We start from the raw sequence: 13,510 nt of genomic DNA, 5'->3' as shown, positions 1-13,510 counted from the left end.
CTGGATCAGAGCCGGGACAGCAGCGCCGCCAGCAGCGCGATCCGTTCCGGGATCGATTCCAGCCGGACCTGTTCGTGATCGGCGTGGGCTCCTGCACCGTCAGGACCGAACCCGTCGAGGGTCGGCAGCCCTGAACCGAGGAAATTGGTGTCTCCGGCGCCAGCCGCGGGACGACCGCCCACGCCGGGAAGTCCGGCGTCCTGGGCAGCGGCCTCCACAGCGGCAAGCAGCTGCTCATCCGCGGCGTCGGCCTGCCAGGCGGGGCGCTGGGACAAGGTGTGCACCTGCAGCTGGGCATCTGGACGCACCGGAGCCAGTCCCCGGATCGCCGCCAGCACCTGCTCCTCGACCTCGGGGGTGCGGAACCGCAGTCCCACCTCCACAGATGCCGCCGCGGGCACCACGTTGGTCTTCCCTCCCCCGGTGATGGTGCCGACATTGCACAGCACGTCTCCCGGGGCGGCCTCTTGGGCAGCACCGATGATCCTCCGCAGCGCCAGGATCTGATCCACCAGCTCCTCGATCGCGTTGATCCCACCCTCGGGGTCCAGTGCGGCATGCGAGGCGCGCCCGGTGATCTGCAGCCGGAGCCTGGTGCTGCCCAGCCGACCCACCTTCAGCGCCCCACCCGGGTGTGGCGACTCGAAGCCGAGCACCGCACTGACCCCCTGCGCACTGGTCAGCAGCAGTTCCCGCGAGCTGGGGGAACCGATCTCTTCATCCCCGACCACGATCACGCGCACCGGCGGCCGGGAGAGCCCCAGTTCGGTGCTCACGCTCAGGCCTTGGTGCATGATCAGCAGCCCGGACTTCATGTCGAAGATCCCGGGCCCATAGGCGATGCCATCCTCGACGCGGAACGGCATGTTCTGCAGCGTTCCGGTGGGCCACACAGTGTCAGAGTGCCCGACGAAGAGCACCGGAGCAGCATCCCGCTGCTCCCCGGCTCCCGGAATGTCCAGCACCAGGTGGGTCCCCCACTCCCCGGTCTGGGCAGAGACCTCGGCATCATGTTCGGCGAAGAGCTCGCGCACCTGATCCGCGACGGCAGTGACTCCCGCCGCGTCGCCGGTGGGAGACTCGACTCCGACCATGCGTTCCAGAAGTTCCAGGGTGTTCTCGTAGCGATTCCTCGCCAGATCAAGCAGAGCAGTGGGAGAAGGGGTATCCATGGGACTATGATACGCAACGTAAGAACATTGACCAGGCTTCGAGAGGACCGCATGAGAGACCAGGATGCCGTCGCACCCGCTGCCCCCGCCATGCCGGAATCGGTCAGCCTGGCAGACGGGGTTCAGGTCAGGGGCCTCACCAAAGTCGCCGAGCTGGAAGCTGCCTGCAGGCTCTATCGCGATGTCTTCTCCTACAGCGGGGAGGATCAGGGCATCAACGCCCGGCTGCTGAAGAACCTGCTCACCTACGGGGGCACCGTCGTCGGCGCGCTCGACGCCGCGGGCGCCGTGCGCGGGATGGCGTTCGGTTGGACCGCCGTGGAGACCGATCCGGAAGACCCGCACATCTATCACTTCTCCCAGGCCGCGGTGGTCGCCCAGGACCTGCAGGGACAGGGGGTGGGCCGTGCGCTGAAGAACGTCCAGGCCGCCGTCGCGCACCGGCAGGGTTCAAGCCGGATGCGCTGGACCTATAACCCGATGATCAGCCGCAACGCGCACTTCAACCTGGACGTGCTCGGTGCACAGGGCCGCTGGTTCACCCGGGACGCCCTGGCCGGCCCGGGCACCGATCGCATCACCGTGGAATGGCGCCTCGGGGGTGACAGCGCCCCGAGGCTGCCCGGCGCATCCCATGAGTTCGACGCCGAACTGGCGGAGCAGCCGCTCACCGCTCCCGGAGAGACCCGGTCTCATGGCGACTCGATGGCGCTCGCCGTTCCCGCCCAGCAGCCCACCGATCCGGCAGTCGTCGAGACGCTCCGGAGCCGCTTCAGCGAGATCTTCGACCAGGGATTCGTGGCAGTCTCCTGCCGCCGCGTAGATGAGGATCTGGCCGTCTACAGCTTCACGAGGCCATCGTGAGCAGCAACCGAACCAGCAACAGCCGCGACGATGTGCCGGGCCAGGACCCGGGCACGGCGCCGGACGAGCAGGTGCCAGAGGAGCAGGTGCCGGAGGAGCTTCGGGGGCCGGATAATCCCGCGGCACGCTTCGGAGCCAGCATGACTCCTCGCGCCTCGGCCAAGACCCTGCAGGCGAGGTTGATCCGCAAGGAGCGCGAGAACCTGGACCGGGTCTTTGCCAGCTTCGAGACCGAGGACTCCGTCGCCCGAGCCGCCGCGTTGATCGCCGGGGCCCGCCGTCGGTTCATCGTCGGTCATGGCAGGTCCGCCGCCTTCGCGCACCTGCTGGATCTGGATCTCTCTCACGGGCTCTCGCAGGTCTGGCTGATCGATGGCCAGAGCACCCGCGGACTCGACGTGCTCACCGATGTGCGCGGCACCGATGTCCTGGTCGCGTTCTCGATGCGCCGCTACCGCCGCGAGACTGCAGAGCTGGTGCAGGCCTTCTCCCAGCGCGGTGGCACGGTGGTCGTGGTGACCGACTCAGCGGAGGCACCCGTGGTGGAACCGGCCAGCGAAGCAGTGATCGTGCCCACCGACTCCGCCTCCGTCACGGACTCCGCCACCGGCGTCGCCGCAGTGATCCACCTGCTCACTGCGTTGACCACGGCAAGCGCCAAGGGAAGCCGACGCCGGCTGACCGAGAGGGAATCACTGATCCAAGAGATGGGACTGTATATCTGATGCGCGCCACCGAGATAGTGCTCCATGACGTCGAGCTCCCCCTGCGGCATGCCTTCGAGACCAGCTCGCACCGGAAGTCCTCGCTGCGTCACCTGCTGGTGGAGATGATCGCCGAGGACGGATCCGTGGGCTGGGGTGAGATCGCCTCACCCGCTGGACCCTTCTACGCCCCCGAGACCACGACGACGGCGTGGCAGACCGCCGTCGAGCATCTGATCCCCGCCGTGCTCGGCGCCCAGTGGGAGCACCCCGATGAGATCGCCGGACTCTACGCCAAGGTCCGCGGAAACTACTTCGCCAAGGCCGGGATCGAGATGGCCGCCTGGACCCTGTGGACGCAGGCGCAGGGAATCCCGTTGGCAGCAGCACTCGGCGGTGAACGCGACAGCGTCATCGCGGGGGTGTCCCTGGGCATCGAGCCGAGCATCGAGGCGCTGCTCACCGAGGTGGCCCGGCATGTCGACTCGGGCTACCCGCGAGTGAAGCTGAAGATCGCCCCGGGCTGGGATGTGGAGCCGGTGCGCGCGGTGCGCGAAGCCTTCCCCGACCTCGATGTCCACGTCGACGCCAACGGGGCCTACCCGGGATCCACCGAACCCGGCGGTGAGGCAGCCTTCGAGGTGCTCCGCGCCCTGGACCCCTACCGATTGACTATGATCGAACAGCCCTTCGCCCCGAAGAACTTCCTGGATCACGCGCGGCTGACCGCCGCGCTGGAGACCCCGGTCTGCCTGGACGAGTCGGTGGAGACCCTCGATGACCTGCGCACCGCGCTGGCCCTGAAGGCGGGCAACGTGCTCAACATCAAGGTCTCCCGGATGGGCGGGCTCAGTGCAGCCCGAGACGCCCATCGCCTCGCCTCCGAGGCTGGTTGGCCGGTCTGGTGCGGAGGCATGCACGAGTTCGGCGTCGGCCGGCTGGCCAATGTGGCGATCTCTTCACTGCCCGGCTTCACGCTGCCCTCAGATGTGTCAGCCTCCGGGAAGTACTACGCGGAAGACATCATCGATCCTCCGGTCACCGCGGACCAGGGAGTGGTGCAGGTCCCGACCGCACCAGGGCTCGGCCACGGCGTGCGCCGCAAGGTCATCGACGCCCATGCCACCAGGCAGGAGCGCTTCCGGGCCTGACCCGTGCCTGCGGCGCACTATCCTGACATCAGTACCCTGAAGAGTCGGCAGTGCTCGCGACGTCTCATCTACTGAGAGGCAGAGAAAGACCATGGTCACCGCATTCGTGATGATGAAGACCGATCCGCACCGGATCCCCGAGTCCGCGCAGGACATCGCCAATATCGACGAGGTCCAGGCCGTGTATTCGGTCACCGGGAAGTGGGATCTGGTGGCGATGGTGAAGACTCCGAACCTGGAGGATCTCAGCGACCTGGTCCCGGCGAAGATCTCCAAGGTGGCCACGGTCCATGACACCGAGACCATGGTCGCGTTCCGCACCTACTCGGATCAGGAGCTCGAAGCCAGCTTCAGCCTGGGCGGAGAGTAGCCCGGGTTCTCCTCAGACGCTGAGGGCCCGACCGGAATCCGGTCGGGCCCTCAGTGTCTGTTCGGAGTAGAGCGTTTCAGGCCTTCAGCGCAGCGGGTTCAGCATCCCGCGTGCAGCGCTTGAGGGACTCCACCGCGGCGCCTGGACTCAGGCCATCCCCGGTGCGGGGTTCTCCACGGAGCCACCGCCGCGGGCGGTGACCCGTGCGCCGTCGTCCTGGGGCTCAGTCGTCTCAGACGACCCGTCCCCGCGGCCGCGCCGGACGACCTGCAGGACCACGGCCACCGCGAGGGCCGCCATGCCGCCGACCGAGATCAACAGATCCGGGTAGATCAGCATCAGACCGCCCAGGATGAGCAGCACCCGCTCGACGACGTTCGCGCGCAGCAGCAGATACCCGGCAAGGCCTGCGGCCAGCGCGATCATCCCCACGATCACGGTGAGCAGAGACGTTGCCAGTTCGTCCCAGGTGCCCTGCAGCAGCAGCGCCGGCTGCAGGATGAACACGTACGGGATCAGGAACCCGGCCAGCGCGATCTTCACCGCCGCCACACCGGCCGCCATCGGGTTCGCCCCGGCGATGCCGGCACCGGCATAGGCGGCCAGACAGACCGGTGGCGTGATGTCTGCCAGGATGCCGAAGAAGAACACGAACATATGCGCCGCGATCAGCGGGACGTCGAAGTTGTTGTACAGGATCGGCGCCGCCACGGAGGCGGTGACCACGTAGTTCGCGGTGGTCGGCAGGCCCATGCCCAGGATGATGCAGGCGATCATCACGAAGAAGAGCACCAGCAGGAAGCTGCCTCCGGCGATGGAGACCAGCCCGCGGCCGAGCTGACCACCGAGTCCGGTCGCCGTCACGGTGCCAGCCACGATGCCTGCCGTGGCGCAGGCGGCGATCACCGGCAGCGCAGTCCGTGCCGCCGCGATGAAGAGCTCCACGAAGCCACGCAGGTTCAGTCGCGTGGAGGAACGGAAGAAGCTCAGCACGATGGCTGTGGCGATGCCCAGCAGCGCCGCCCGCGTGGGGGTCAGCCCCGAGATCAGCGTGCCGATGATGACCACCAGCGGCAGCAGCAGGTCCGCCCGGGTCAGCAGGGACCGGATGCTCGGAAGCTCCTCCACCGGAAGTCCCTTGATCTGCTGACGCTTCGCCTCGAAGTGCACCGAGAGGAAGGCTCCCAGGAAGTAGAGCAGCGCGGGAATGATCGCGATCACGATCAGGTCGTTGTACTCCACGTTCGGGACGTTCTGCGCCATGATGAACGCCGCAGCACCCATGATCGGAGGCATCAGCTGCCCGCCAGTGGAGGCAGTGGCCTCAGTGGCCGCGGCGAAGTGTGGCTTGAACCCGGCCTTCTTCATGATCGGGATCGTGAAGGAGCCCGAAGCGACGGTGTTGGCCACCGAGGACCCTGAGACCATGCCCTGCAGACCTGAGGCCGCGACGGCGGCCTTCGCCGGGCCGCCGGTGTACTTGCCCGCGGCCCGGAAGGCCAGGTCGTTGAAGAACTGGCCGATGTTCGTGCGCAGCAGGACCACGGCGAAGAGCAGGAACAGGAAAATGAAGTTTGCTGAGACCTGCAGCGGGGTGCCGAAGATGGAACGGGTGGAGAGGAAGGTCTCCGCGGCGAAGGCATCCCAGGATCGCCCGCGATGCGGGAAGATCGGGCTCATGTTGCCCCAGATGCCGTAGGCGATGGCAACGCTGGCGATGATCACGATCGGCAGACCCACGCAGCGGCGGGTCGCTTCAAGGACCAGGAGGGTCCCCGCCACAGCCACGGTGTAGTCCAGGGCGCTGAAGCCCAGGATCTGCACGGCGTTGCCGACCAGGTAGTCGTAGCGGAAGACGATGTAGAGGTTCACGGCCATGCCAGCTGCCGCGAGAACGGCGTCATACCAGGGCACACCGCGGCCACGACCGAGCAGCAGGTCCTTCCAGAGGACCCCGCTGGGCGGGACGTTGAGCAGCTTCTTGCTCGCTGGGTAGAGCAGGAAGACCAGGGAGGTGGCGCCTGCCAGGTGCAGGGCGCCGTGGATCCAGCCGGTGAAGGGCCGCTCGAGAGCGTAGTAGAGGTGGTACAGGGTGAAGGCCACGGAGAGCCCGCCGACGAGCCAGGTCCACCATCCCAGGTCCGTCCGGAATCGACTCGAGGTGTCGTGCTGCCGAAGAACCTCGGCCGCCCGCTCCTCCGCACCGACCCCCGGCTCCTGCTGATCCGCAGGAGCCGGGGAGCGATTCTCAGCGGTGCTGCGTGTCACGGCAGTTCGATGCCCTGCTCTTCGAAGTACCGCTGCGCACCGGGGTGCAGCGGGATGTCGCCGATGCCGGTCAGGGCGTTCTCCTCGGTGATGTTCTCGCCGACCTCGAGGGTGATGTCGCCGGCGTTCTCCAGCGTGGCGGCGGTGATCTCGTAACCGAGATCCTCGCTGACCTGGGTGGTGGAGGCGACCAGCGCGGCGAAGACCGAGACGGTGGTGACGTCCTCGTCGAGGAAGTCGTAGGCGTCTGCGGAGATGCCATAGGCCTCGGCCCCTGACTCACCGGCGATGGTCTCGGTCATCTCATCTTCGATACCGAGCAGCGAGACATCGGTGGAGGCCGCCAGCTGGGTCAGACCGGCGACCGGCGTGCCGACCACGAAGATCGAGGCGTCGATCTGGCTGTCCGCGAGCATGTCCGTGGAGGTGCCGAAGTCGGCGACCTCTGCGGTGTAGTCGCCCTCCTCGATGCCGTGGGCGGCCAGGATGGCGTCGGAGATCGCGCGGGTGCCGGAGCCGACGTCGCCCACGGCGATGGTCTGACCCTCGAGGTCCTCGATGGACTCGATGCCGGAGTCCTCGCGGACGATGATGTGCGCGGCCTCCGGGTAGAGGTTCGAGATCCAGCCGAAGTTGTCCAGCTCGATGCCGTCGAGGTCCTCGATCTCACCGGCCACGCCGCTGGCGGCGGTGTCGTTCTGGCTCAGGCCGAGCTGCATCTCCTCCTGATAGATCCCGCCGAGGTTGTCTGCGGATCCGCCGGTCTCGATGGCGGTGACCGAGACGTCCTCGATGTTGTCCTCGAAGATCGCGGCCAGCTCGTCCCCGAGCGGGAAGTAGGTGCCGGCGGTGCCTCCGGTGCCGAAGGTCAGCTCATTGGTGAAGCTGTCCTCGTCGCCGGTCTGGACCTCTGCGTCCCCACCTTCGTCGTCCCCTCCGCAGGCGGACAGGGCCAGTGCGGCTGCGGCGGTCGCCGCAATTGCTGTTCGACGCATTTTCATGAGTCTTCTCCTCAGTCGAGTGATATCAAGGTGCGTGGGATGTCCCGAGATGCGTTGAGCAGCCCACGGATTGAGTACACGGTGCGATGTGTAGTCAGCCACTTTACCGTGGTGCAAGACACTTTAGTGGGTAGATGGCGACCCTCCTTAGACTGTCCCATACGGATGATCAGGGTGTTTCGTGTTTTTCGCAGCGTGGAATCCACGCGCCGAGGCGTCGAGAGTCAGGAGGAGCCGGGATGACGATCTATATCGACCCGCCGACCTGGCCGGCGCACGGCACCGTGTTCTCCCACCTGATCTCGGATCACTCGCTCGAGGAGCTGCACGGGGCCGCCCAGGCCGCAGGTGTGAGCATCCGCGCCTTCGATCGGGATCACTATGATGTGCCGGCCCACCGGTTCGATGACCTGGTGGGGCGTGGGGCGGTGCCGGTCTCAGGGCGCGAGCTGACCCGGATCCTGCTCGGCTGCGGGTTGCGGATCCCAGCCGCGCAGCGCCCGGAGAAGCTGCGCCGGAACCTGACGCGCGCCTGGGACCGGTTGGGCGCGCAGTGGGACCAGGCCCGGCGCAGCGCTCCCTCCGCCGGGCACCACGAGACCGACGACGACGGCCCAGCCTCCCGGCTCGCCGGCGCAGACGAGCCGTGGCTGGCGCTGGGCGAGGAGCTGCTCGGCCGCTGGTCCGAGCCACACCGGAACTACCACTCACTGACCCATCTCGGCTCGGTGCTGCACGGGGTGGGTGCGCTCCAGCGGGCCGGAGAACTGACGTCACAGCAGCGCCCGGTCGTCGCGCTGGCCGCCTGGTTCCATGACGCCGTCTACGCCGGGGCGCCCGAGACCGATGAGGAGCTCTCTGCGAGGCTCGCGGAGGAACGGCTCGAGGCGCTGCTCCCCGCAAGCGCGGTGGCGGAGACCGCACGGCTGGTGCGGCTCACCGCGCACCACGACCCTCAGACCGGGGACCGCTCAGGGGCGGTGCTGGTGGACGCCGATCTCGCAGTGCTGGCCCAGGCGCCGGAGCACTACTCGCGCTACGTCGCAGCCGTGCGTGCGGACTACAGCCACGTGGACGAGGAGGACTTCCGTCGCGGCAGGGCGCAGGTCTTGCAGCGGCTGCTCGCAGCGCCGTCGCTGTTCCGCACCGCCACCGGGGTCCAGCGGTGGGAGCCGCAGGCTCGAGTGAATCTGACGCGCGAGCTCGAGCAGCTCAGTCGCCGCTGAGGCGCTGCTCGAGCCGGGTCACCTTCTCGGTGAGCTGTCCGGTGAATCCCTCGCGGATATCCGCCTTGACCACGAGGCTGACCCGGGAGCTGACCGCGGCCACGGCCTCGGTGGCGCGACGGATGACATCGAAGACCTCGTCCCAGTCGCCTTCGATGGTGGTGAACATCGACGTGGTCTCGTGCGGCAGCCCAGACTCACGCACCACACGGACGGCTTCGGCCACGGCCGCGCTGAGCGACCCGTCGGGGGTGTCCACGGCGACGGGCGCGACGGAGAAGGCTGCCAACATGAGTCACAGATTACGTCAGTTCCTGGACCATGCCCAGGACCACGGGGATCACGCCGATCAGGATGAAGCCCGGCAGGAAGCACAGCCCCAGAGGCAGCACCATCTGCACTCCCAGCCGAGCGGCCTGCTCCTCCACGGCGCGTCTGCGCCGTCTGCGCGCCTGGGTCGCGGTGAGTTCCAGCAGCTCTGCCGTGGGCGCACCGGTGGCGTGGGCGAAGGCCAGTTCCTGCCCGTACTCGCGCAGCGGGGTGTCACCGGCTACGCAGGACCAGGCGTGCTTCCACTGCTGACCTGCGGCCAGTCCACGATGCACCCGGGCCAGCGGAGCACAACCCGGGACGTCCTCGGCCAGCCGTTGGACAGCAGCGTCGATCCCGACACCGGCGCGCAGCATCGCTGCCGTGAGGTCCAGAAGCGTCGCCGCCTCGGGGGCGCGCGGTGGCGCGGATCTCTCCGCGGAGCAACTCTGCGCTGGGGATCTCGCGGAGGATCTCTGCGCGGTGGACTTCTGCGCGGGGGACTTCCGCGCGGTGAAGCCGCCTGCGGGGGTTCGTCGCTGGTGAGGCACTGGTGGGACCGACACCAGCAGCACCAGGAGACCCACCAGCAGCGCGCACAAGAGTCCCGAAAGCAGCTGCCCCTCAGCCATGCCGCGCCACCGACCGGATCATGGCGCTGCTCCAGTGCCAGCCCAGGAGCATGCACCCCAGGCCCAGCAGAAGACACCCCCAGCCCAGCACCGAGCCGAACAGGACTGCGAGCGGAGCAGCCCCCATCAGCGCTCCCAGCACCACTCCGCCCACGGGCAGCGCGGCGAGGATGCCTTGGGTCAGACGCGGACCAGCCGCCGCGGCGCGCACGGCGGCCTCCAGCGCAGCCGAGTCCTCCATGGAGTCGGCCGCTTTGCGGCAGAGCCCCGCCAGTGGCGCACCCGTGGATTGAGAGAGCGCATGGCTGCTGATCAGACTCTCGAGGACCTCTGCGAGGACCCCCCGAGCGCCGGGCGAGCCACCGGACCCGAGGACCCGGGAGTGCACAGTGGCCGCCGCAGTCCACAGGCGCCGCCCCCGGGCCGGAGACCCCGGGATACTCAGCGAGTCCAGGCTGCGCCGGAGCCCGACCACGGCACCGAGTCCCGCCTGCTCCGCCGCGGCCGCCAGCACACAGACCCGGGTCAGCGGGTGCTCGGTGTCCCGCGAGCGCCAGTGTGAACTGAGGTCGGCCCAGGCCTGCGCCTGCGACCTTCCCGACTGCAGCAGCGCCGCGTATTGGTGCAGCAGCACCTCGGCGCTGCCGCGCAGCTCATCCTCGCCACCACCATGAGATCTGCTGCCTCGCAGAATCCCGCTGACCAGCGGGATCACTCCGAGCACCCGGCGGCGCAGGCCATCGGACGCCCGGCGAGACGGCGGAACCCCGAGGAGACCTGCGATCGCCGCGGCCGTCCCGAGAGCGCAGATCAGCAGCAGCTGCGCCGGCTCGGTCATCGCAGACCGATCCGGCGGGTCAGCTCGTCCCATCCGCTCTGGGTCTGCACGTCCGCTCGGCCAGCCGAACCGAGCAGCCCGCCCACCAGCGCCGGCACCATCTGCAGCACCCGTTCTCGGCAATGGACCAGGGAGATCGCCACCGGCATCCGACGTCCACGGCGGCGCTCCATGTGGATGACAGCGTCCAGGGCGGCCCCGGCCTGCAGCGCCACCGATTCCGGTGAGAGCTCGGCGAGCGCGCCCATCGCGGTGAGCCGGGCTGGCACCGCTTGAGGAGAGTTCGCGTGGACCGTCCCCACCGCCCCCTGGTGCCCGGTGTTCATCGCCGCCAGGAAGTCCTTGAGTTCGCTGCCCCGGCACTCCCCGACGATGAGTCGGTCCGGGCGCATCCGCAGCGTCTCTCGGACCAGCTGGCCGATTCCCAGCGCACCGGCTCCTTCAACGTTGCCCCGGCGCTGCTGCAGGTGCAGCACATGCGGGTGGTCCGGGCGCAGCTCTGTGGTGTCCTCCACGATGATGATTCGCTCCTGCTGCGGGCACTCGGCGAGCATCGCTCCCAGCAGGCTGGTCTTCCCGGAGCCGGTGGAGCCGGAGATCAGACAGTTCATCCGGGCCTCGATGATGCCACGCAGGACCGGCAGCCACACCTCCGGGGCGTCCCACTGCTGCGCGAGGTGATCCAGGCTCGAGGTCGAACCGCGGGAGATGCGCACCGAGATCATCGTGCCCTCCACCGCGACCGGCGGGATCACGGCGTGGATCCGGCAGTCCCCGATCCGGCCGTCGGCGCAGGGCTGGCCTTCATCGAGCCGACCGCCCGAGAGTGCGATCAGTCGCCGCGCCAGACCGCGCACCTGCGCCTCCGTCGCGAAGCTCACCGCGGTCAGCCTCAGTCCGGCCTCCCCGTCGGTCCAGACCTGCCGGAGCCCATCGATGAGCACATCGGTGACACCGGGCTGGTCGACCAGCGGCTGCAGCGGCCCTAACCCGACCAGCTCATCGCGCAGCGCCCTGACCAGCTCACCGGTGCTTCGAGCTCCCAGCGCCAACCCTGCGGCGCGGACCGCCTCAGCGATGCGCGCGGCGGTCACCGGCTCCGGAGAGCTGGTCAGCTTCTCCCGGAGGGCCTGAAGCTGCTGATCACTCATGGCGGACCCGTTGTTCCAGGTCCAGGACCTCCAGCAGCGCTCCTATACAGGAGGCGCCTCGCCGCGAGCGCAGCAACTCATAGGCTGCACCGAGGTCCTCTTCGCGGCGGAGCCAGCGCTGTTCGGGGATGGCTCCGGCCAGTGGAAGGTCCGCGGCGAGCGTCAGATCGTTGAGATCCCACCCAGCCTGCGCGGCTCCGTTGACGACCAGCATCCGCGGGGCTCCGTCTGCGTCGCCCAGCTGCCGGGACGCGGCGGCGCCGCGTGCGCTGCACGGGGTGACCAGCAGCAGCTGATCCAGGTGTTCGCGCACCAGCGACTCTGTCTCGGGATCCCGTCCGAGGTCGATCAGCACGGTGTCGAAGGCTCTGCGGGCCGCACGCACCACCGGTTCCAGCATCCGCTGCCGCACCTGGCGACCGGGAGCTCCGCTGAGCACATGCACTGCGTCCCGAACCGGCAGCGCGGCGGCCAGCTGCGTGGCGGCTATCTCTCCCTCCAGGTCGGCAAGCGCCTCCCACCCGAATTCTGCGACGCCCTCTGCGCTGGGCACGGGCTCCGGCCTGCGACGTGCATCTGGGGTGGGCATCCCCGCCCCAGCTGCCATCCGATGTGACCGGGCATCTGAGAGTGTTGCGATCCCAGACCCCGGCGCCGGGTCAGCATCGATGAGCAGCACCGACGCCCCGCGCACTGCCTGCTCCGCCGCCAGGAGATACGCCACGGTGCTGGCTCCGACCCCGCCCAAGACGCCGGCCACCGCCACGACCCGGCCAGGGCTGCGGTCCAGGAGCTGCTCGCTGAGGTGCCGGGCCAGCCATCCCTCTGCGGCGGGCAGCGGGACCGGCCGCAGCCCGGTGTGCTCTGCCGCGATCTTCCACAGCCGCTGCTCCTCTCCGGGGCCCCCGCCTGGGTCTCCCAGCAGCAGCGCGCCGCGCCCGTGACGGGCCGACGCGGGCGGGGAGTCAGCACCGCACATCAGGACCGCCCAGTCCCGGGGCGCCACGGCATCCCAGCTTTCACGGCACTCCAGCGCAGCTCCCACGGTGGCCGCGATCAGTGCGACGTCGTCACGCAGCACACGGTTCGCCGTGATCAGCAGAAGGCGAGGTTCAGGGTCCATGCCTTCACCCTGCCGCGGGTTGTGGCTGGGGTCCGCCGGGGCTGCCGAGCTGTGGGCCGCTCCATCGGAGAGCGGGATCTCACCCGAGGTGGGGAAAAGTCCACGGAGAAGCAGCGTGGAAGATTCGTTGCGGACGGCTGTAGCTCCGCAGAAACTTCCAGTGACGTAAGCAGGACGATCACTCAGCTCCGGGCCGCGACTTCGCCCTCTGATCTCGAGTTCGAGTGATTCCGATGTGAGTTGAACAACTGCCACAGAGCCGTTGAGAGAACCACTGTTGCCGCTCCCAGGGAGAGCGCCCACCCCAGGTGGCCAGCGGTGATTGCGAACACGGCAAGGACCATGTTGCCCAGAGTGATCAACACCAGTGCGACCAGTGTGGCCACTCTCTTCCACCTCCTGGCTGGTTCGCGAACAACCGCGACTGCGGTGAGCGCCGACACCACCGCTAACGGGAGGAAGATCGCGGTCGTGAACACACGAACACCAAAGGTGCTTACCGTCTCCGTCCCAGGATCCTCAGGCCCGATCCCCCCGGCGAGGAGCATCGACGCAGCGTATAACCCCACGATTGCCAGCGTTTCCGCTGACAGTGCCACCGCAGCGATGACTCGAACCAACGACGTGCGATTGAGCATCCTGTGAGTCATGTTCTTTCCTCCGACCGGTGATCGACGAGGCGACATCTTCTCGGGCATCAG

14 protein-coding genes are annotated in these 13,510 nt (G+C 68.3%); 5 read left to right on the top strand and 9 right to left on the bottom strand.

Annotated elements, in window-relative coordinates:
* Positions 1-5: 5 nt before the first annotated feature.
* Positions 6-1,172, bottom strand: a complete 1,167-nt coding sequence (locus HNR24_RS11735; protein WP_182495877.1) for a M20/M25/M40 family metallo-hydrolase — start codon at positions 1,170-1,172, stop codon at positions 6-8.
* A gap of 51 nt (positions 1,173-1,223) precedes the next feature.
* Between HNR24_RS11735 and HNR24_RS11730 the strand changes: the two genes are divergently transcribed.
* The 4 genes from HNR24_RS11730 (at position 1,224) to HNR24_RS11715 (ending at position 4,261) form a co-directional block, all read left to right on the top strand.
* The gene (locus HNR24_RS11730; protein WP_182495876.1) at positions 1,224-2,036 is read left to right on the top strand and encodes a GNAT family N-acetyltransferase; all 813 of its coding nucleotides are present in this window, start codon (positions 1,224-1,226) and stop codon (positions 2,034-2,036) included.
* Positions 2,033-2,761, top strand: coding sequence for a MurR/RpiR family transcriptional regulator (locus HNR24_RS11725; protein ID WP_220477228.1), 729 nt, complete (start codon positions 2,033-2,035; stop codon positions 2,759-2,761). Before HNR24_RS11730 ends, HNR24_RS11725 begins: the two co-directional genes overlap by 4 nt.
* Positions 2,761-3,891 carry an o-succinylbenzoate synthase gene (menC, locus tag HNR24_RS11720; RefSeq protein WP_182495875.1) on the top strand — a complete coding sequence of 377 codons (1,131 nt, stop codon included), beginning with the start codon at positions 2,761-2,763 and terminating at the stop codon, positions 3,889-3,891. Before HNR24_RS11725 ends, menC begins: the two co-directional genes overlap by 1 nt.
* 91 nt (positions 3,892-3,982) lie before the next feature.
* Positions 3,983-4,261, top strand: a complete 279-nt coding sequence (locus tag HNR24_RS11715; RefSeq protein ID WP_058889587.1) for an Lrp/AsnC family transcriptional regulator — start codon at positions 3,983-3,985, stop codon at positions 4,259-4,261.
* A 147-nt stretch (positions 4,262-4,408) separates the two neighbouring features.
* On the opposite strand, the gene HNR24_RS11710 is transcribed toward HNR24_RS11715, so the two are convergent.
* Entirely contained in the window at positions 4,409-6,529 is a 2,121-nt protein-coding gene (locus tag HNR24_RS11710) for a TRAP transporter permease (RefSeq protein ID WP_182495874.1), read from the bottom strand.
* Positions 6,526-7,524, bottom strand: coding sequence for a TAXI family TRAP transporter solute-binding subunit (locus HNR24_RS11705; protein ID WP_259392452.1), 999 nt, complete (start codon positions 7,522-7,524; stop codon positions 6,526-6,528). The genes HNR24_RS11710 and HNR24_RS11705 overlap by 4 nt, the downstream gene beginning before the upstream one ends.
* 245 nt (positions 7,525-7,769) lie before the next feature.
* Here HNR24_RS11705 and HNR24_RS11700 point away from each other — a divergent pair, with 245 nt between their 5' ends.
* On the top strand, positions 7,770-8,756 hold the full coding sequence (locus HNR24_RS11700) for a DUF4031 domain-containing protein (RefSeq protein WP_182495872.1): 987 nt from the start codon (positions 7,770-7,772) through the stop codon (positions 8,754-8,756).
* Here HNR24_RS11700 and HNR24_RS11695 read toward each other — a convergent pair.
* From HNR24_RS11695 to HNR24_RS11670, 6 genes are all read right to left on the bottom strand, one after another.
* Entirely contained in the window at positions 8,743-9,048 is a 306-nt protein-coding gene (locus tag HNR24_RS11695) for a thiamine-binding protein (protein ID WP_058889584.1), read from the bottom strand. The genes HNR24_RS11700 and HNR24_RS11695 overlap by 14 nt on opposite strands.
* A 10-nt stretch (positions 9,049-9,058) precedes the next feature.
* Positions 9,059-9,697: a type II secretion system F family protein gene (locus HNR24_RS11690; protein WP_182495871.1), complete on the bottom strand. Its 639-nt coding sequence runs from the start codon at positions 9,695-9,697 to the stop codon at positions 9,059-9,061.
* A complete protein-coding gene (locus tag HNR24_RS11685; protein WP_182495870.1) occupies positions 9,690-10,535 on the bottom strand; it encodes a hypothetical protein in 846 nt (281 codons plus the stop codon). Before HNR24_RS11685 ends, HNR24_RS11690 begins: the two co-directional genes overlap by 8 nt.
* Entirely contained in the window at positions 10,532-11,686 is a 1,155-nt protein-coding gene (locus HNR24_RS11680; RefSeq protein WP_182495869.1) for a TadA family conjugal transfer-associated ATPase, read from the bottom strand. The genes HNR24_RS11685 and HNR24_RS11680 overlap by 4 nt, the downstream gene beginning before the upstream one ends.
* Positions 11,679-12,809: a CpaE-like family protein gene (locus tag HNR24_RS11675; RefSeq protein WP_182495868.1), complete on the bottom strand. Its 1,131-nt coding sequence runs from the start codon at positions 12,807-12,809 to the stop codon at positions 11,679-11,681. Before HNR24_RS11675 ends, HNR24_RS11680 begins: the two co-directional genes overlap by 8 nt.
* 182 nt (positions 12,810-12,991) lie before the next feature.
* Positions 12,992-13,507: a hypothetical protein gene (locus tag HNR24_RS11670; RefSeq protein ID WP_182495867.1), complete on the bottom strand. Its 516-nt coding sequence runs from the start codon at positions 13,505-13,507 to the stop codon at positions 12,992-12,994.
* Positions 13,508-13,510 lie beyond the last annotated feature (3 nt).

Origin of the sequence: Nesterenkonia sandarakina, assembly GCF_014138825.1 — a bacterium.
In the GTDB taxonomy this organism is placed as follows: Bacteria; Actinomycetota; Actinomycetes; order Actinomycetales; family Micrococcaceae; genus Nesterenkonia; species Nesterenkonia sandarakina.
The sequence above is the reverse complement of the archived record's forward strand: the minus strand, read 5'-3'. Positions and strand labels throughout refer to the sequence as shown.